We start from the raw sequence: 18,076 nt of genomic DNA, 5'->3' as shown, positions 1-18,076 counted from the left end.
CGGAGCGGGCGAGCCGCGAGGGCGGGCGCGCTGGTGCAGACTGAGGTCATGGGCGACCCCACTGCCCCGGAGACCTGGTCACGGCGGTTCCCTCCGGGCACGGAGAGCGTCGCGCGGGCCCGGCGGTTCGTGCGGGCCGCCCTCGGCGATGCCGCACCGGACGTCGCGCCCGGCCTGCTGGACACCGCGGAGCTCCTCGTCAGCGAGCTGGTGACCAACGCGGTGCTGCACGCCGGCACCGAGGTCGAGGTGTCCGTCCGGGTGGCCGACGGCCGGGTCCGGGTCGCGGTCCAGGACGGTAGGCCCTCGCGGGCGTTGGTCCCGCAGGACTGCCCCGCGTACGCCGGTACGGGACAGGGGCTGGCGCTCGTGGACCTGCTGGCGTCCCGGCACGGCGTGGACACGGGCGCGGACGCCAAGACGGTGTGGTTCGAGCTGTGGCCCGACGGGACCGGGCACCCGTCGGCGTGGCAGCAGCCCGCGCCGCCCGCCGAGTCGGCGGAGACGGTGACCCTCGTGGACGTACCCGGCGCGCTGTACTCGGCGTCGCAGCAGCACCGGCACGTCCTGCTGCGGGAGCTGGCACTGGCCGCGGCCGCCGGGGAGCACCTCGTACCGCCGCCGGATCTCGTCACGGCCCACGACATCAGCAATGTGATCAGCGCCTGTGTCATCGCGGCGCTGCGAAACGAGCCCGCCGAGGGGGAGATCCGGTCCCTGGCCCTGGCGATGCCGTCCGACGCGGCACCGGCGGTGGAGACCCTGAGCCACGTCCTGGACGTGGCGGAGCGGGCCGCGAGGGAGGAGCGCCTGCTGACGCTGCCCGCGCTGCCCCGCAGCCGGGTCTTCCACACCTGGCTGTTCGGCGAGATCACCGGCCAGCTCGCCGGCACGCACCCCACCGCGTGGACCGTGGTGCCCCGCGAGCCGGGCGCCGGGCCCGCCGAACTGGTGCCGTGGGACCCCGGGCACGTCCAGGCCAGCAGGGTCGCGACGATCGCCGCCGACGAGCAGAACCGGATCATCGCCGTGAACGGCCCGGCCGCCGACCTGTTGGGCTGGCACGCGGACGACCTCGTCGGGCGTCGCCTGACCACGCTCATCCCGGAACACCTGCGCGGGCGGCACATCACGGCGTTCACGTCCCTCCTGCTCAGCGGACAGCCGCGCATCCTGGGCCGCTCGGTCCCGCTGCCCGCGCTGAACCGCGACGGGCGGCTGGTCCCGGTACGGCTGTTCATCCAGACGCAGGAGACGGCGGACGGCCGTACGGTGTTCGTCGCCCAGCTCTCGCCCCGCGCCGCCGCTCCGGGACCCGCCGCGCGCCGCCCGGGCAGGCGCCCCGCGGGCCAGCAGGAGCACGCCGCGGCTCCACCGACGGCCCGGGCCACCGCGGACCGCGGGGGCGGCCGACGGGGTGAGGCGGTGCTCCCGGCGCTGGAGCGGCTGTCGCTCCTCGCCGAGACCGGCGCGGCGATGAGCAACGCCCCGGACCTGGACGACGGCCTCCAGCGGGTCGGCCGGATTCTCACCCGGCGTCTCGCCGACTGGTGCGCGGTGGACCTGTTCACGGAGGACGCGCTCGTCGACCGGGCGTGCGTGGTCCACCGCGACCCCGGCGCGCTGTGGGTGGAGGACTTCGAGGGGACGCTGCCGCCGCTCACCGAAGCGTCGCGCGGCCCGCTCGCCCGGGCGCTCAGCGGCGCCGGCCCGCTGCTGCTCACCGAGGCGCCGCCGGCCGACGACACCGCGAGCCCGCTGGACGCCCACTACCTGGAGCTGTTCGAACGGCTGGGCGCGGACAGCGCCGTCGTCGCCCCCCTGCGGGCCCGGCGCGAGATCATCGGCGCGCTGACCGTGGCCCGTACGGACCGGGAGCGTCCGCTCACGGAGGAGGACCTGCCGCTCGTCGACGACCTGGGCCGCGCCCTGGCCCTGGGCGTGGACAACGCGCGTCTGTACCAGGAGACCCGGAACATCGCCGAGCGGCTCCAGCGGTCGCTGCTGCCCGTACTGCCCGAGGTCCCCCATCTGGAACTGGCGGCCCGGTACGCCGCATCGTCCAAGACGGCTCAGGTCGGCGGCGACTGGTACGACAGCTTCGTCCTGCCGAGCGGCGACACGGCGCTGGTCATCGGCGATGTGACGGGGCACAACCTGGACGCGGCGATCGCCATGAGCCAGCTGCGGAGCATGCTGCGCGGCATCGCCGTGGACCGCCAGGAGCCGCCGGAGACGGTGCTGCGGCGCCTCGACATGGCGAACCACACCCTGTACCACGAGGCCACGGCGACCTGCATCTACGGTCTGATCAAGGGCCCGGAGGAGGGCCCGTGGGAGCTGGTGCACTCCTCGGCCGGGCATCTGCCGCCTCTGCTGACGACGGATGACGGCCACACCCGTTTCCTGGAGGCCGGGTCGGGCGTGCTTCTCGGGCTTGACCCGGACATGCGCCGCCCCCGGGCCAACGACGCGGTCCCGGCGAACGCGACGGTGCTGTTCTACACGGACGGGCTGATCGAGCGCCGCGACGAGTCGCTGGACGACGCCATGGAGCGGCTGAGCCGGCACGTCGCGGCTCTGGCGCGCGAACCGCTCAACGTGCTCTGCGACGAGCTGCTGATCGGGCTGGGCGCCGACAGCGACGACGACATCGCCATCCTCGCGGTACGCCCCAGGCCGCCTGCCTGAGGGTCACCTCGCCGGGCGGCGGGGTACGGGCCCTGGCAGTCCGCCCGGGGATCGCTTCCCCGGGCGCCGCACGGCCCGCCGGAGAGTCCGCCGCACGACGCGGCCGATGTGCCAGCGCTCCTCGTACAGCAGCCGGCCGACGAGCGCGCCGCCGAACACGACGAACCCCACGCCCACCAGCCACGATTGGATGACCAGCACGGTGCCGACCGGGCCGTACGCCACCGCGTTGGAGGCGATCAGCGGCGAGAACACGAGGTGCGAGAAGACCCACAGCCCGGCCAGCCCGATCACCGTGGACACCGCGCCCGGCAGCAGGGCGACCCACGGCACCCGGCCGCCGAGCAGCAGCCGCTGCGACCACCAGAAGAACACCAGGGCGCTGGCCACGGCGGCGGCCACCCGCCAGGTCAGGTCGCCCGCGCCGGCGGGCGGCGCGGCGACATGGGACGACAGGAGCAGGTAGCCGATCAGTGCGGCGAGCCAGACGAGGTGCCGCCACATCGTGTGCCAGCGGGCCGGGGGGATCTCCCACACCTTCTCGTACCCGGTCTGTACGACCCCGCCGAAGGTCACCCCGAACGCGGCGAGCGCGGCGAGGCCGAAACCGGTGGTGGACTCCAGGGCCGAGGCGGGCGCCGCGAACAGCCGTTCCACCTCGTCACGCGACGCCTGGGACACGCCGAGGCCCTCCGCGAGCCACTGCGCGAAACCCGCCCCGCCCGCGGGGTCGGCGGCTGCGACCACGATGAGCAGGGGTACGAGGGTCAGCAGGCCGAGCGCGGCGAAGCCCATCGCCCGGTGCATCAGCTCCAGGTCCTTGCCGCGCCGGTATCCGCGCCCGAGCGCCGAGACGCGGAACGAGCCGTGCATCCGGTGGAACCACCACATAGGAACCGCATACCCCGGCGGCACCGCTCCGGGCCGCCGACCCACCGACCACTACCCGATCGACAGCACCGCGCGGTCCGAAAAGACCCCCGCCGTATGACCGGCGGGCGGCGCCACGCGGATGCCGTCCGGCCCGTGCGCGACAATGACCTGATCCCCTTTCACGAGGATCAGCGCCACAGAGGCCGAACCGGCAGCGTAGGGAGCCCGTCCGTGTTCTATTACCTGCTCAAGCATGTGCTCCTCGGACCGCTGCTGCGGCTGCTCTTCCGGCCGAGGACCGAGGGGCTCGAGCACATCCCGGAGACGGGTGCGGCCATCGTGGCGGGCAACCACCTGTCGTTCTCGGACCACTTCCTGATGCCGGCCGTGCTGAAGCGGCGCATCACGTTCCTGGCGAAGCAGGAGTACTTCACCGGGCCAGGCCTCAAGGGGCGGCTGACCGCCGCCTTCTTCCGCAGCGCCGGGCAGATCCCGGTGGACCGGTCCGGCAAGGAGGCCGGGCAGGCCGCGATCCGCGAGGGCCTTCAGGTGCTGTCGCGCGGTGAGCTGCTCGGCATCTATCCGGAGGGCACCCGCTCGCACGACGGGCGGCTGTACAAGGGCAAGGTGGGGGTCGCGGTGATGGCGCTGAAGGCCGGCGTGCCGGTGGTGCCGTGCGCGATGGTGGGCACCTTCGAGATCCAGCCGCCCGGCAAGGTCGTGCCGAGGATCAGGCGGGTCACGGTCCGGTTCGGGGAGCCGCTGGACTTCTCCCGCTTCGCAGGGATGGAGAACGAGAAGGCCGTCGTCCGCGCCGTGACGGACGAGATCATGTACCGCATCCTCGACCTGTCGGGCCAGGAGTACGTGGACGAGTACGCGGCGGCCGTGAAGGCGGCGGCCCCGGCGGAGCCCGAGACTCCCCCGGCCCCCGACCGCCCGCGCGGCCTGCGGCGGCTCCTGCCCCGGCGGCGCGCCCGCGCCTGACGGCCGGCACCCGCCCGAGCCGTACACCCGGACCCCCGTGCCTCCGCCCCCACCCGGACGGGGGCACGCGGCGTTCACGGCCGCGCGGTGCGGGTTCGCCGGTCGCCGACACGTGAACGGGGTCCGCCCGCCGCGACGTGGCGGGGGTCCGCGCTGTCGCCCAGTCGCCCGTCGCCCGTCGCCCGGAAGATGACGCGGGGTGCGTCAGTCGCCGTAGGGGCGGTGCTCGGCCGCGATGCCGAACCGGCGTTGTTCGCGGGGAGCGGACGGCGCGTCGCGCAGCTCGGACACGGAGCCGACCGCCCGCTCGTCGGCCGCCTCCTCGGCGGATTCGAGTCTCTCCAGGTCAGCGGCGGAGACGAGCGCCACCAGCGGCTTCCCGTGGCGGGTCACGACGACGCGCTCCCCGCCGTAGACGACGCGGTTGATCAGATCGGCGAGCTCTGCCCGGGCTTGCGTCACCGGAATCTCGTAGGCCATGCTCCCATTTTAGCGGTCTGTACATCCTGTACATTTTTTACGGATGGAGGCATCCCCTCATGACCCCGCACGCCCGCTACGTCCTCCCCGAGTTCACCGAGCGCACCAGCTGGGGCACCCGCACCCTCGACCCGTACTCCAAGCTCCTCGAGGCGCGGATCGTCCTGCTCGGCACCCCCGTGGACGCGACCGCCGCCAACGACGTGGTGGCCCAGCTCGTCCACCTGGAGTACGCGGCGCCGGACCAGGACATCGCCCTGTACATCAACTCGCCCGGCGGCGAGGTGGACGCGATGACCGCGATCTACGACGCCATGCAGCTGATCTCCTGCGACGTGGCCACCACCTGCGTCGGCCAGGCCGTGTCCACCGCCGCGGTACTGCTCGCCGCCGGGACGCCCGGCAAGCGCGCCGCCCTGCCCGGCGCCCGCGTGCAGCTCCGGCAGCCCGAGCTCGCCGACCCGCTGCGCGGCCAGCCCACCGACCTGGACCTCCAGGCCCGGGAACTGACACGCCAGCACGAGATGGTCGTCGGCCTGCTGGCCCGGCACACCGGGCGGGACCGGGAGCGGGTGGCCGCCGACCTCGACCGGGACCTGTTCCTCGACGCGCCCGGCGCACGGGAGCACGGCCTGGTGGATCATGTGCTCCGCACCCGGGAGGGGTGACCGTGCGCCCTCCGGAACCCCCGCCGCTGCCGGCCCTCACCCGCGCGGAGGGCGCCTACATCGACGCGTTCCTGGAGGCCGTCGACCTGCTGGGACGCCTCAACCCGGCCCGCGCCACGCACACGTACGGCGCACTGCGGGCCGCGCAGGCGCTCGTCGGCCGGGCGGCCGCGCTGCGCGACGCCCTGACACTGATGCACGAGCGGGGCGAACGCGAGGTCCACGCGGAGACCCTGGCGCGTGCGCTGCGCGCGCTGGACGGTGAGCGGCGCGCCCTGCGGGTGACGGTGCCTCACGACGCGTCGCCCTGACGGGTTTCGCAGACCCGTGCGGGGGACGGCCGCTGGACCGTTCGGCTGAGACGAACGGACGAACTTCTTACGGGACGAGTTGCGGAACGGCGGTAGGCGCCGGGCGGTCTCCGGCCGCGACGCCGCAGGTACGAGGCTCAGCCACATGCGGCCAGCCAGCCGGGAAACACCGCTGTCCACCCGTTCGGAGCAAGCGTGACGAGACTCACACCGCCCCGTCGCAACCCCCGATCGCGGGGCGGTGCGGGAAAGATCCGTCACGACGACAAGCCCCCGCCACCCCGGCGGGGCGGTCCGGACGGACGCCGAGTCCTGCCGCCGTCCGGACGACCGGTCGCACGAGTGGATCGGCAGGAGTGGAGGACCCGAGCAGTACGGGGCGGCCCCGCACACGGTGCGGCCCGGTCCCCCCTTGGGGTGAAGCCGCGTCAGCGGCCGGGCATCTTCGTCCTGTCCGAACCCGACAGGCAATCCTTCACAGGCGGGTTGACGAAGGGTACTGCATGTCCGCGACGCAGAATCAGGTCCCGGTACCGCCCTCCCCCACCCATCCGATGACGGCCCGGATCGCCCGGGCCCTGTCCGCCCTCACGCTGCTCGCCGTGGGCGGAACGCTCGTCACACCCGGCGCCGCGCCCGAGGCGCACGCCGCTCCGGCCGCCGCCGGCAAGGCGCTGAAGGTGGCGGCGTCGAAGAAGGGCGCTCCGTACCAGTGGGGGGCCGCGGGCCCGTACCGCTTCGACTGCTCGGGGCTGACGCTCTACTCGTACAAGCGCGCGGGGAAGAAGCTGCCGCGCACGGCGCAGGGTCAGTACAACAAGACGCGCCGGGTGGCGAAGTCGGACCGGCGCAAGGGCGACCTGGTCTTCTTCCACGGCCGCGGCGGCGTCTACCACGTCGGGATCTACGCGGGGAACAACCGGATCTGGCACTCCCCGAAGACCGGCTCGTGGGTGAAGCTCGACCGCATCTGGACCGGGTCCGTCTCCTACGGCCGGGTGCGCTGACCTCTCGTCAGCCCCGTCGGCCGGTCGTCACGGGTGGCGCCGGTGCGGGTCATGGCTCGGCCGGCGCGGTCCAGGGCAGCTCGGCCCACACGGTCTTTCCGCCGTCGTCGGTCGGCGTCACCCTCAGGCGGCCGCCGCACTCGGCGGCCAGCCAGCGGACGATGGCCATGCCGCGGCCGTTGTCCTGCTGCACGGCCGCGGGCAGCCGCTTCGGCCGGCGCGGATGACTGTCGGTGACGCCGACGCGCAGCCGCTCGTGCCGTTCGAGCCGCAGGTCGACGGTGAAGTCGGGCGACTGGCCGAAGGTGTGCTGGACCGCGTTGGTGGCGAGTTCCGAGACGATCAGCCGGATCGTTTCAGCCGTGTCGCTGCCGCCGGGGAGACCCCACTCGGCCAGCACGTCGGTGACGTACCGCCGGGCGGTGGAGACCGAGGCGGGATCGCTCGGCAGGGTGACGGACGCTTCCTGATGGTCTGCCATGGCGACGCTGTCCCTTTCCCACCGGGGCCGGACTCCGACATGCCGTGGATTGCCGGTCAAACGGTCCCGGACTGTGCTTCGCGCCAGACTGCCACTCATGTCGCGCTTACGGGACCCCTCCGCCGGGATAGGCGGCCGCCCGTCGCCCGATGTGGTGAACGCTGCGATGGGCGAGCGGTTTCGGGAGCCGCCCCGTACCGCCGGGGCGGCGCGACGGGCGGGGAGTCAGGGCGGCGGACTCAGCAAGGCGGCGCGGTGCGCAGGATCGTGGCCACGGCCCGGTCGATCTGCTGTCCGGTGAGGTCCGCGCGGGCGGTGAGCCGCAGCCGCGACACGCCGTCCGGCACCGACGGCGGCCGGAAGCAGCCGACGGCCACGCCCTCGGCGCGGCAGTCCGCCGCCCACTGGAGGGCCTCGTCCGGTGACGGCGCCCGCACCGACACGACCGCCGCGTCCGGCCGTACGGCGGCGAGCCCCGCGGCGGTCAGCCGGGCGTGCAGCGTCGCCGCCACCGTGCGGGCGCGTCCCGCGAGGTCCGGTTCGCGGCGCAGCAGGCGCAGGCTCGCCAGGGCGGCGCCCGCGGCGGCCGGGGCGAGACCCGTGTCGAAGATGAACGTCCGGGCGGCGTTCACCAGGTGCTCCACCACCCGGGCGGGGCCGAGGACGGCGCCGCCCTGGCTGCCGAGGGACTTGGAGAGCGTCGCCGTGGCGACCACGTCGGGCGCACCGGCGAGGCCGGCCGCGTGGAGGGCGCCCCGGCCGCCGTCGCCCAGCACGCCCAGGCCGTGCGCGTCGTCCACGACGAGCGCGGCGCCGTGTTCCCGGCAGGCCGCGGCGTGCGCCTCCAGCGGGGCGGCGTCCCCGTCCACGGAGAACACCGAGTCGCTGACGACGAGCGCCCGCCGCCCGGGGTGGGCGCCGAGGGTCTTGCGTACGGCCTCCGGGTCGGCGTGCGGGACGACGGCGGTCTCGGCGCGCGACAGGCGGCAGCCGTCCACGATCGACGCGTGGTTGCCCGCGTCGGAGACGATGAGCGAGCCGTGGGCGGTGAGCGCGGTCAGCACGGCCAGGTTGGCGGCGTACCCCGACGAGAAGACGAGGGCCGCCTCGAAGCCGCAGAAGTCGGCGAGTTCCCGCTCCAGTTCGGCGTGGAGGGCGGTCGTACCGGTGACGAGCCGTGAGCCGGTGGACCCGGCGCCCCAGCGGCGGGCCGCGTCGGCCGCCGCCCCGGTGACCTCCGGGCGGCGGGTGAGGCCCAGGTAGTCGTTGCTCGCCAGGTCCAGCAGGTCCGCGTCGGCGGGGCGGGGGCGCAGCGTGCGGACGAGCCCGGCGGCGGCGCGGCGGCGCGCCTCGGCGTCGGTCCAGTCGAACGGGGCCGCGGGCACGGCGTCGCCGGGCGCGTCCTTGGGCATGTCTGGTCCCCTTTGTAGGCAGCGCACAGACCCTAACGAAGAAGGGGCGTGGTCAGAGTGTGGTCATCCACACACCCCCGGCTGCCCTCGTTGTCGAGTTCCTCCTTGGCCAGGGGGTGTGCCGTACGTCAGGATCAGCGCCATGGACCTGTTGAACACGCTGGTGGACAAGGGGCTGCGGCGGGAGCTGCCGACCCGTGAAGAGGCGCTCGCCGTTCTGGCGACTTCCGACGACGAGCTGCTGGACGTGGTGGCGGCGGCGGGGAAGGTGCGACGCCACTGGTTCGGGCGGCGCGTGAAGCTCAACTACCTGGTGAACCTGAAGTCGGGGCTGTGCCCCGAGGACTGCTCGTACTGCTCGCAGCGGCTCGGTTCGAAGGCCGACATCCTCAAGTACACCTGGCTGAAGCCGGAGGACGCCTCGAAGGCGGCCGCCGCGGGCATCGCGGGCGGTGCCAAGCGAGTGTGCCTCGTCGCCAGCGGCCGGGGTCCGACGGACCGGGACGTGGACCGGGTCTCGAAGACGATCGAGGCGATCAAGGAGGACAACGAGGGCGTCGAGGTGTGCGCGTGCCTCGGGCTGCTCTCGGACGGGCAGGCGGAGCGGCTGCGCTCGGCGGGCGCCGACGCGTACAACCACAACCTCAACACGTCCGAGGCGACGTACGGGGAGATCACCACCACCCACACGTACGAGGACCGCGTCGACACGGTCCGCAAGGCTCACGAGGCGGGCCTGTCGGCTTGCTCGGGCCTGATCGCGGGCATGGGTGAGAGCGACGAGGACCTGGTGGACGTCGTGTTCGCGCTGCGCGAGCTCGACCCGGACTCGGTGCCGGTCAACTTCCTCATCCCCTTCGAGGGCACGCCGCTCGCCAAGGAGTGGAACCTCACCCCGCAGCGGGCGCTGCGCATCCTGGCGATGGTCCGGTTCGTCTGCCCCGACGTGGAGGTCCGGCTCGCGGGCGGCCGCGAGGTGCACCTGCGGACGCTCCAGCCGCTGGCGCTGCACCTGGCCAACTCCATCTTCCTGGGCGACTACCTGACCAGTGAGGGCCAGGCGGGCAAGGCGGATCTGGAGATGATCGCGGACGCCGGGTTCGAGGTGGAGGGCGCCGGTACGACGACGCTGCCGGAGCACCGCGTGGACGCGGCGGCCGGTGGCTGCGGGACGGGCGGCGGCTGCGGGCCGGAGTCCGGTTCCGGTGGCGTGTGCGGCTCGGCGGCCGGTGCCGGTGAGCCCGTGGCGGCCGGTGCGGTGGCCGAGGGTGACGCGCCGTCCGAGGCCGGTGCGGCGGCCGGTGCCGGCGCCGCGGCCGAGGCGGATGTGGCCGTTCCAGGTGCCCGGCCGGACCTGGTGGCCGTACGCCGCCGGGGCGCCGGTACGGACCTCGCGCCCAATGCCTGAGCCGCGTTACACCCCCGGCGAGTTGCTCGCGCTGGACCGGGAACACGTCTGGCACCCGTACGGTCCGATGCCCGGCCGGGCCGACCCGCTCGTGGTGGAGTCGGCCGCCGGGGTGCGGCTGCGCCTCGCCGAACCGGCCGAGGGCCGCACGGAGCTGGTGGACGGCATGTCGTCCTGGTGGTCGGCCGTGCACGGCTACAACCACCCGGTGCTCAACGAGGCCGTGCGCGGCCAGCTGGACCGGATGAGCCATGTGATGTTCGGCGGGCTCACCCACGAGCCCGCCGTGCGGCTGGCGGCCCGGCTGGTGGAGATCACCCCGGCGCCGCTGCGGCATGTGTTCCTCAGCGACTCGGGCTCGGTGTCCGTCGAGGTCGCCGTGAAGATGTGCCTCCAGTACTGGCGTTCGGTCGGCCGCCCCGCCAAGCGGCGGCTGCTGACCTGGCGCGGCGGCTACCACGGGGACACCTGGCAGCCGATGTCGGTGTGCGATCCCGAGGGCGGGATGCACGACCTGTGGACCGGCGTGCTGCCGCGGCAGGTCTTCGCCCCGGCGCCCCCGGAGGCGTACGAGGAGGAGTACGCGCGCGAACTGCGCGAGCTGGTCGCCCGGCACGCCGACGAGCTGGCCGCCGTGATCGTGGAGCCGGTCGTGCAGGGCGCGGGCGGCATGCGCTTCCATTCCCCCGCGTACCTGCGGGTCCTGCGGGAGGCGTGCGACGAGCACGGCGTGCTGCTGGTGTTCGACGAGATCGCGACGGGCTTCGGCCGGACCGGTGAGCTGTTCGCGGCGGACCACGCGGGCGTCGCGCCCGATGTGATGTGCCTCGGCAAGGCGCTGACCGGCGGTTATCTGTCGATGGCGGCGACACTGTGCACCACGCGGGTCGCCGAGGGCATCTCGCGGGGCGAGGTGCCGGTGCTGGCCCACGGGCCGACGTTCATGGGCAACCCGCTGGCCTCCGCCGTGGCCTGCGCCTCGATCGACCTGCTGCTGTCGCAGGACTGGGCGCGCGAGGTCAAGCGCATCGATGCCGGTCTGCGCGAGGGCCTGCGGGCGGCGCGCGGGCTGCCGGGCGTGAAGGACGTGCGGGTGCTCGGCGCGATCGGCGTGGTCCAGCTGGACCACCCGGTGGACATCGCGGCGGCCACGGCGGCGGCGGTCCGCGAGGGCGTGTGGCTGCGGCCGTTCCGGGACCTGGTGTACGTGATGCCGCCGTACGTCACGGGCGACGACGACGTGGCGCGGATCTGCCGTGCGGTGTGCGCGGCCGCGAGGGAGGGCTGACATGCCGGTCGTGGTGGTGAGCGGTACCGGTACGGAGATCGGCAAGACGGTCGTCACGGCGGCCGTCGCCTCGGCCGCGCGGGCCGGGGGCCGCTCGGTGGCCGTGCTGAAGCCCGCGCAGACGGGTGTCGGGCCGGGTGAGCGGGGCGACGCGGACGAGGTCGTACGGCTCGCGGGGCCGGGGGTGACCGGGCGTGAACTGGCGCGGTTCCCGGAGCCGCTGGCGCCGGAGACGGCCGCCCGGCGGGCCGGGATGGCACCCGTACGGCCGGCGGCGGTGGCGGAGGAGGCGGAGAAGCTGGCCGCCGAGCACGACCTGGTGCTGGTCGAGGGCGCGGGCGGGCTGCTGGTCCGCTACGACCCGGACGGCGGCACCCTGGCCGACGCCGCGCGGCTGCTGGGCGCGCCGGTGCTGGTGGTCGCCGCGGCGGGGCTGGGCACGCTGAACCTGGCGGCGCTGACGGGTGAGGCGCTGCGCGCGCGTGGCCTGGCGCAGCTGGGCGTGGTCGTGGGCAGCTGGCCCGAGGCGCCGGGGCTGGCCGAGCGGTGCAACCTGGCCGACCTCCCGGCCTCGACTGGCGCCCCGCTGCTGGGCGCGGTCCCGGAGGGCGCGGGCGGGCTGTCGCCCGAGGCGTTCCGGGCGGCTGCGCCCGCGTGGCTGGCGCCCGAGCTGGGCGGGACGTGGGACGCGGCGGCGTTCGCCCGGGCGGCGGGGGCCTGAGCCGCTCGTTTCGCCCCTCTGCTGGTGGGCGGTGCGGAGCGGCCGTCCGCTGGTGGTGGTTTTGTGGACATGTGTGCGGCGGGCGTCTTGGTCCTCGGGACCGGGGCGCCCGCCGCCTACGCTGGCGGGTATGCGAGTGACTGTCAGCGAGGTCGTGTTCGACTGCGCGGACCCTGCCGCCCTGGTGCGGTTCTGGGCCGCGCTCCTGGGCGGCGAGCCGGTGGACCGGGAACCGGGCTGGTCGTACGTCGAGCCGCCGGGGTTCGTACGGGTGGCGTTCCAGCGGGTTCCGGAGGGCAAGTCGGCGAAGAACCGGCTGCACCTGGACCTGGAGGGCGGGGACGTGGCGAGGGCCGCCGACGCGGCGGTGGCCCTCGGGGCCGTACGGGTCGGCGGGATCGTGCGGGACGAGCAGGGCAGCTTCCAGGTGATGCGCGACCCGGAGGGCAACGAGTTCTGCTTCGTGGCGGGCTGACGGGCTCCCGACGGGTGCGCGCGGGGGCACAATGCCCCTGTCCGCCCGATCTGCCGGACGCTGCCCGACGGTGCCGGATGCCTTCGGCACGTCGGAGCCGCCGGGGCTGTCGGAGCCGCCGGGGCTGTCGGGGCTGTCGGGGCTGTCGGTCACGCTGTCTGAGGAGGTCCGCGATGACGGAGCAGAGGACGAAGGCCGGCAGGGACGCCGTGCACCATCCGCTGTTCGCCCGGTTCTACGCGCGCGTGAGCGTGCTGGCCGACGCGAAGGGCGGGGTCGGGGAGCTGCGGCGCGAGCTGCTGGACGGGCTGTCCGGGCGGGTCGTCGAGGTGGGCGCGGGCAACGGCCTGAACTTCGCGTACTACCCGGCGGCCGTCTCGGAGGTCGTCGCGATCGAGCCCGAACGGGTGCTGCGGCGGCTCGCCGTGGAGGAGGGCCTGCGCGCCGGGGTGCCCGTGGACGTGGTGCCGGGGACCGCGGAGGCGCTGCCGGTCAAGAGCGAGGCGTTCGACGGCGCCGTCGCGTCGCTGGTGCTGTGCAGCGTCCGGGACGTGCGGCGGTCGCTGGCGGAGTTGCGGCGGGTCCTCAAGCCGGGCGGCGAGCTGCGGTTCCTGGAGCACGGCCGGGCGCGGGGGCGGGTGCCGGCGGCGGTGCAGCGGGGTCTGGACGCCACCGTGTGGCCGCGGCTGTTCGGTGGCTGCCACACGGCGCGTGACCCGCTCGCCGAGATGGAGGCGGCCGGGTTCGAGATCGTCACCTGCCGACGGCTGCGGCTTCCGGAGCGGGGTGTACCGCTTCCGTCGTCGCCCGCCGTCGTGGGCGTCGCGCGGCGACCCGCGTCCGGCATCGCCTGAGACCGCCGCGCCCGCAACCGCGCAGTTCGGCCGGGGAGAGCCGGGCGCGGCCGCCGTTGGTGATGAGGGCGTTGACCGGGGTCATAGGGTCGGCGGCCATCGCCTTGGCGAACAGGACGCCGAGGGCGAGGGGCAGCAGGGCCCCGGCGATCGCCGTACCGAACGTGGCGATCTGCTGCGGTTCGATGCGGCGGCGGGTCGGTGCGCTGGTCATGGGCCCAGCAAACCCGCGCGGCCGGAGGCGGAGCATCCGCCGGGGTACTCAGCGCGCGGCACCAGGGTACTCACCGGGAGCGCGGGCGCCTGACGTCGCCGTGCGGGTGCGTCTGCCCGTACCGGCTCGTCCGCGCCCGCGTCAGAGCGTCCAGCGTTCCAGTTCGTCGGCGATGTCGCGGACGTCGGCGGCACCGGCCTTGACCAGGCGCGCCAGTTCCCTGACCCGCTCCGGCGAGGCCGTGACGCGCAGCCCGCACGCGACGAGGTACCCGTACGCGACGGCCGACGCGAACAGCGCGTTCGAGTGCTCCAGCGCCGGTATGTGCATCAGCACTTGCAGCAGGGCGGCCGCGCGGGTGTGCGGGTCGTCGTAGACGGTGATGCCGAATATCTCGGCGTCGTGGCGGCTGACCGCGGCGACGAGCGCGCCCCAGTCGACGACCTGTGGGTCGTTGGGTGCCTTCTGCTCGGCGACCATGAGGAGCCAGGCGAGGTCGATGGAGAGGTTCATGCGCGTACGGACGCCCTCACCGACCACCCTCCGGACGGGGCCCGGGGCCGAGCGCGGGGTCGCCGCGGAACTCGTCGGCGAAGACCGACTCGTACTGCTTCATGAAGTCGGCGGCCGCGTCCACGAACGTGCGGCCCGCTTCGCCGACGTCGCGCTGGACGAGCTCCTCGATGTACCGGTTCACGCTGACCCCCCGTTGCCGCGCCCTGCGCCGGGCGGCCTCGGCGGTCGCCTCGTCCACCCGTACGTTCAGCTGAGTCTTCGCCACCCCACCAAGCTAGCGTCATCTTGCTAGCACCAGCAAGGGGCGCGGAAGGAAGTGGCCGAAACCGATCGACGCCGTCCCGCGCGCAATGGTGGGATGCCTCCCATGGAAGATCTTCGAATACGTGCCGCCGGACCCTCCGACGTGGACGCCGTCCTGGCGTTCTGGAAGGTGGCCGCCGAGGGCACGAGCATCAGCGACGACCGCGACGGCGTCGAACGGCTGGTCGCCCGCGATCCCGGGGCGCTGCTGCTGGCCGAGTACGGCGACGGGGAGCTCGCGGGCACGGTGATCGCCGGGTTCGACGGGTGGCGCTGCCATCTGTACCGGCTGGCCGTCTGTCCTGAGCGGCGCCGACGGGGCGTGGGCACGGCGCTTCTCACGGCGGCGGAGGAGCGGTTCGCCCGGCTGGGCGGACGGCGCGCCGACGCCATGGTGCTGGACCGCAACGCGCCCGCGCACCACGCCTGGCGGGCGGCCGGGTACGCCCCGCAGCCGCAGTGGAGCCGCTGGGTCAAGCCGCTCACGGACTGAGCAGGACGGACACTCGGCGCCGTTTTGCTGATCCTTTACCATGGATGAACGAGTTCGGCCCTGTCTAAAGAAAGGTGTGTGAGCGTCCGCCCATGGGCGAGCCTCCCAGTAGTACGACCCGCCATCGATATCGCGCGATCATCCTGCCTCTGACCGATCATGGGACGGAGGTGAACCGATGACGGAAGTGCTGCTGCTCCTCGTGGCGCTGCTGCTCGCCCTGGCGTGCGGCGCGTTCGTCGCGGCCGAGTTCTCCCTGACCACGATCGAGCGCAGCGCTCTCGAACGGGCGGTGGAGCGCGGCGAGCGCGGCGCCGCCGGCGCCCTGAAGGCCGTACGGTCGCTGACGTTCCAGCTGTCCGGCGCCCAGCTCGGCATCACGGTGACCAACCTGATCGTCGGCATGCTCGCCGAGCCCTCCGTGGCGAAGCTCATCAGCAGCCCGATGCGCGGGCTCGGCATGTCCCCGTCGGTCGCCTCGTCGGTGGCCCTGGTGATCGGCACCGCGCTCTCGACGGTGGTCCTGATGGTCGTCGGCGAGCTCGTGCCCAAGAACTGGGCCATCTCGTCGCCGCTCGCGGTGGCGAAGGTCGTCGCGACCCCGCAGCGGATCTTCAGCGCCGCCTTCAAGCCGCTGATCAGCCACCTCAACAACACCGCCAACCACATGGTGCGCCGCCTCGGCATGGAGCCGGCCGACGAGCTGGCGTCCGCGCGCAGCCCGCAGGAGCTGGTGGCCCTGGCGCGCCACTCCGCGAAGGAGGGCGCGCTGGAGCCGGACACGGCCGAGCTGTTCGTCCGTACGCTCAACCTGGCCGAGCTGACCGCCGAGAACGTGATGACCCCGCGCGTCCAGGTCACCGCCCTGGAGGCGCAGGCCACCGCGGAGGACGTCGCCAACGCGACACGGGCGACCGGCCTGTCCCGCTTCCCGGTGTACCGGGGGAATCTGGACACGGTCATCGGCACCGCGCACATCAAGGACGTGCTGGCCGTACCCGCCGAGCGGCGCCACCGCACCCCGGTGGTCGAGCTGCTGCGCGAGCCGGTGCTCGTGCCCGAGAGCCTCACCGTGGACCGGCTGCTGGACCGGATGTACGGCAAGGCCACCATGGCCGTCGTCATCGACGAGTACGGCGGCACGGCCGGGGTCGTGACGATGGAGGACATCGTCGAGGAGGTCGTCGGCGAGGTGCGGGACGAGCACGACCCGCACGAGACGCCCGACCTGGCGCGGGCGGGCGAGGACGCCGACGGGCGCAGCCTGTGGTCCGCCGACGGGGCCGCCCGTACGGACCAGCTGCGGCCGATCGGGCTGCACGTCCCGGACGGCCCGTACGAGACGCTCGCCGGGCTCGTCGCGACGGAGCTGGGCCGCATCCCGGAGGTCGGCGACACCGTCGAGGTGGCCGGCTGGCGCCTGGACGTGGTGGACGCCTCGGGGCGGCGGGCGGCACGCGTCATGCTGCACGCGCCCGCCGCCGGCGCGGAGGCGGAAGCGGATTCCGGGGAGGCGGGCGCTGCCGGTGGTTCCGGCGGCTTCGGCGCTCATGGAGGTGCGCGGGCACCCGGCGCTTCAAGCGCTTCCCGCGCTTCGGGGACGTCCGGGGCCTCCGGGTCTTCGCGTACCTCTGGGGCTTCCTGGCCTTCGGGGTCTTCCAGGGCTTCGGGCACCTCTGGTTCTTCTCGCTCTTCTGGTTCTTCTGGTGAAGGGGCCGGCCGATGATCGCCGTCCAGTTGCTGATCGGCTTCCTGACACTGGTCCTGAACGCCTTCTTCGTCGGCGCGGAGTTCGCCCTGATCTCCGTGCGCCGCAGCCAGATCGAGCCCCAGGCGGAGGCCGGTAACCGCAGGGCGCGCAGCGTTCTGTGGGGGCTGGAGCACGTGTCCGCGCTGCTCGCCGCCGCGCAGCTCGGCATCACCCTGGCGACCCTGGTCCTCGGCATCGTCGCGGAACCGGCCATCGCCCATCTGCTGGAGCCGCTGTTCGAGGCGGCAGGCGTCCCGCACGGCCTGGTCCACCCGATCTCGTTCGTGATCGCCCTGGCGGCGGCCACGTACCTGCACATGCTGCTGGGCGAGATGGTGCCGAAGAACATCGCCCTCGCGGAGCCCGTCCGCACGGCGCTGCTGCTCGGCCCGCCGCTGGTGGCGCTGGCGCGGGCGCTGCGGCCGGTGATCTTCACCATCAACGCGTTCGCCAACACCCTGCTGAAGCTGCTGCGGGTGGAGACGAAGGACGAGGTCGCCGCGACGTTCTCGGACGACGAGCTGGCGCGGATGGTCACCGACGCCGGGGACGCGGGCCTGCTCGACGACCGTGCCGCCGAGCGGCTGCACGACGCTCTGGAACTGGGCCGCCGCCCGGTGCGCGATGTGGTCATGCCACTGGAGCGGGTCGTGTACGTGCAGGTCGGCACCACCCCGGACGAGGTGGAGCGGCTCGCCGCACGGTCGGGGTTCTCCCGCTTCCCGGTGGTCGACCCGTCCCGCCGCATCCTGGGCTACCTGCACGTCAAGGACGCCCTGGACTTCATACCGCGCGACGAGCCGTTCCCCGTGTCGGCGATGCGCCCGATCGCCCGCGTGCGGGCCGCGACGCCGCTGGACGACGTGCTGACCGCGATGCGCCGCAGCCGTACGCACCTGGCCGCCGTCCTGGACGAGGACGGCCGACTGGCCGGACTGGTCACCATGGAGGACGTCCTCCGCGAACTGGTGGGCGGCCCGGCGGTGTGACCCCCGCCCGCCCGGGCGCCTGCCTGATCGGCACCCGGGCGGGCGCCCGGCGCGCCGGTACGGGCGCGTTCGGGTGCTGCCCGTACGGTCACTGGCCGTGTGACCAGGCCGCCTTACGGCCGCGCCAAGCGTGCCGTAAGGACGTGGTGACGCCG

Annotated in this window: 20 protein-coding genes; 13 read left to right on the top strand and 7 right to left on the bottom strand. The window is 73.9% G+C overall.

What is annotated here, in order from left to right; genetic code table 11:
• The first annotated feature begins 48 nt into the window (after positions 1 to 48).
• Complete coding sequence (locus J116_RS25385; protein WP_051203614.1) at positions 49 to 2,691, top strand: SpoIIE family protein phosphatase; 2,643 nt, start codon at positions 49 to 51, stop codon at positions 2,689 to 2,691.
• 3 nt (positions 2,692 to 2,694) lie between these two features.
• Here the strand turns inward: J116_RS25385 and J116_RS25380 are convergent, their stop codons facing one another.
• Entirely contained in the window at positions 2,695 to 3,582 is an 888-nt protein-coding gene (locus tag J116_RS25380; RefSeq protein WP_023589887.1) for a ribonuclease BN, read from the bottom strand.
• Positions 3,583 to 3,633: 51 nt separating this feature from the next.
• The gene (locus J116_RS31315; protein WP_023589886.1) at positions 3,634 to 3,762 is read right to left on the bottom strand and encodes a hypothetical protein; all 129 of its coding nucleotides are present in this window, start codon (positions 3,760 to 3,762) and stop codon (positions 3,634 to 3,636) included.
• Positions 3,763 to 3,795: 33 nt separating this feature from the next.
• Here J116_RS31315 and J116_RS25375 point away from each other — a divergent pair, with 33 nt between their 5' ends.
• Positions 3,796 to 4,551 (top strand): lysophospholipid acyltransferase family protein, encoded by a 756-nt coding sequence (locus J116_RS25375; RefSeq protein ID WP_023589885.1) that lies wholly within the window; start codon positions 3,796 to 3,798, stop codon positions 4,549 to 4,551.
• Positions 4,552 to 4,755: 204 nt separating this feature from the next.
• Here the strand turns inward: J116_RS25375 and J116_RS25370 are convergent, their stop codons facing one another.
• Positions 4,756 to 5,031: a type II toxin-antitoxin system Phd/YefM family antitoxin gene (locus tag J116_RS25370; RefSeq protein WP_023589884.1), complete on the bottom strand. Its 276-nt coding sequence runs from the start codon at positions 5,029 to 5,031 to the stop codon at positions 4,756 to 4,758.
• A gap of 59 nt (positions 5,032 to 5,090) precedes the next feature.
• Here J116_RS25370 and J116_RS25365 point away from each other — a divergent pair, with 59 nt between their 5' ends.
• From J116_RS25365 to J116_RS25355, 3 genes are all read left to right on the top strand, one after another.
• On the top strand, positions 5,091 to 5,699 hold the full coding sequence (locus J116_RS25365) for an ATP-dependent Clp protease proteolytic subunit (RefSeq protein ID WP_023589883.1): 609 nt from the start codon (positions 5,091 to 5,093) through the stop codon (positions 5,697 to 5,699).
• A 2-nt stretch (positions 5,700 to 5,701) separates the two neighbouring features.
• The gene (locus J116_RS25360) at positions 5,702 to 6,010 is read left to right on the top strand and encodes a hypothetical protein (protein WP_028964508.1); all 309 of its coding nucleotides are present in this window, start codon (positions 5,702 to 5,704) and stop codon (positions 6,008 to 6,010) included.
• Between the two features lie 554 nt (positions 6,011 to 6,564).
• On the top strand, positions 6,565 to 7,017 hold the full coding sequence (locus J116_RS25355; protein ID WP_028964507.1) for a C40 family peptidase: 453 nt from the start codon (positions 6,565 to 6,567) through the stop codon (positions 7,015 to 7,017).
• Between the two features lie 49 nt (positions 7,018 to 7,066).
• On the opposite strand, the gene J116_RS25350 is transcribed toward J116_RS25355, so the two are convergent.
• Positions 7,067 to 7,498 (bottom strand): ATP-binding protein, encoded by a 432-nt coding sequence (locus J116_RS25350; RefSeq protein WP_023589880.1) that lies wholly within the window; start codon positions 7,496 to 7,498, stop codon positions 7,067 to 7,069.
• A gap of 239 nt (positions 7,499 to 7,737) precedes the next feature.
• Positions 7,738 to 8,910: an 8-amino-7-oxononanoate synthase gene (locus J116_RS25345; RefSeq protein ID WP_023589879.1), complete on the bottom strand. Its 1,173-nt coding sequence runs from the start codon at positions 8,908 to 8,910 to the stop codon at positions 7,738 to 7,740.
• A gap of 142 nt (positions 8,911 to 9,052) precedes the next feature.
• Here J116_RS25345 and bioB point away from each other — a divergent pair, with 142 nt between their 5' ends.
• From bioB to J116_RS25320, 5 genes are all read left to right on the top strand, one after another.
• Positions 9,053 to 10,318, top strand: coding sequence for a biotin synthase BioB (gene bioB, locus J116_RS25340; RefSeq protein ID WP_023589878.1), 1,266 nt, complete (start codon positions 9,053 to 9,055; stop codon positions 10,316 to 10,318).
• The gene (locus J116_RS25335) at positions 10,311 to 11,606 is read left to right on the top strand and encodes an adenosylmethionine--8-amino-7-oxononanoate transaminase (RefSeq protein ID WP_028964505.1); all 1,296 of its coding nucleotides are present in this window, start codon (positions 10,311 to 10,313) and stop codon (positions 11,604 to 11,606) included. The genes bioB and J116_RS25335 overlap by 8 nt, the downstream gene beginning before the upstream one ends.
• 1 nt (position 11,607) lies before the next feature.
• Positions 11,608 to 12,327, top strand: coding sequence for a dethiobiotin synthase (bioD, locus tag J116_RS25330; protein ID WP_023589876.1), 720 nt, complete (start codon positions 11,608 to 11,610; stop codon positions 12,325 to 12,327).
• 130 nt (positions 12,328 to 12,457) lie between these two features.
• On the top strand, positions 12,458 to 12,802 hold the full coding sequence (locus J116_RS25325; protein ID WP_028964504.1) for a VOC family protein: 345 nt from the start codon (positions 12,458 to 12,460) through the stop codon (positions 12,800 to 12,802).
• Positions 12,803 to 12,975: 173 nt separating this feature from the next.
• Positions 12,976 to 13,656, top strand: coding sequence for a class I SAM-dependent methyltransferase (locus J116_RS25320; RefSeq protein ID WP_023589874.1), 681 nt, complete (start codon positions 12,976 to 12,978; stop codon positions 13,654 to 13,656).
• Positions 13,657 to 14,011: 355 nt separating this feature from the next.
• On the opposite strand, the gene J116_RS25315 is transcribed toward J116_RS25320, so the two are convergent.
• Positions 14,012 to 14,383 carry a hypothetical protein gene (locus J116_RS25315; protein ID WP_028964503.1) on the bottom strand — a complete coding sequence of 124 codons (372 nt, stop codon included), beginning with the start codon at positions 14,381 to 14,383 and terminating at the stop codon, positions 14,012 to 14,014.
• 16 nt (positions 14,384 to 14,399) lie between these two features.
• Entirely contained in the window at positions 14,400 to 14,651 is a 252-nt protein-coding gene (locus J116_RS25310) for a hypothetical protein (protein WP_023589872.1), read from the bottom strand.
• Between the two features lie 102 nt (positions 14,652 to 14,753).
• On the opposite strand from J116_RS25310, the gene J116_RS25305 reads away from it, so the two are divergent.
• From J116_RS25305 to J116_RS25295, 3 genes are all read left to right on the top strand, one after another.
• A complete protein-coding gene (locus tag J116_RS25305; RefSeq protein WP_023589871.1) occupies positions 14,754 to 15,182 on the top strand; it encodes a GNAT family N-acetyltransferase in 429 nt (142 codons plus the stop codon).
• 178 nt (positions 15,183 to 15,360) lie between these two features.
• Positions 15,361 to 16,908, top strand: coding sequence for a hemolysin family protein (locus tag J116_RS25300; RefSeq protein WP_023589870.1), 1,548 nt, complete (start codon positions 15,361 to 15,363; stop codon positions 16,906 to 16,908).
• Positions 16,905 to 17,921, top strand: coding sequence for a hemolysin family protein (locus tag J116_RS25295; RefSeq protein WP_023589869.1), 1,017 nt, complete (start codon positions 16,905 to 16,907; stop codon positions 17,919 to 17,921). Before J116_RS25300 ends, J116_RS25295 begins: the two co-directional genes overlap by 4 nt.
• Positions 17,922 to 18,076 lie beyond the last annotated feature (155 nt).

Origin of the sequence: Streptomyces thermolilacinus SPC6, assembly GCF_000478605.2 — a bacterium.
Taxonomy (GTDB): Bacteria; Actinomycetota; Actinomycetes; order Streptomycetales; family Streptomycetaceae; genus Streptomyces; species Streptomyces thermolilacinus.
The sequence above is the reverse complement of the archived record's forward strand: the minus strand, read 5'-3'. Positions and strand labels throughout refer to the sequence as shown.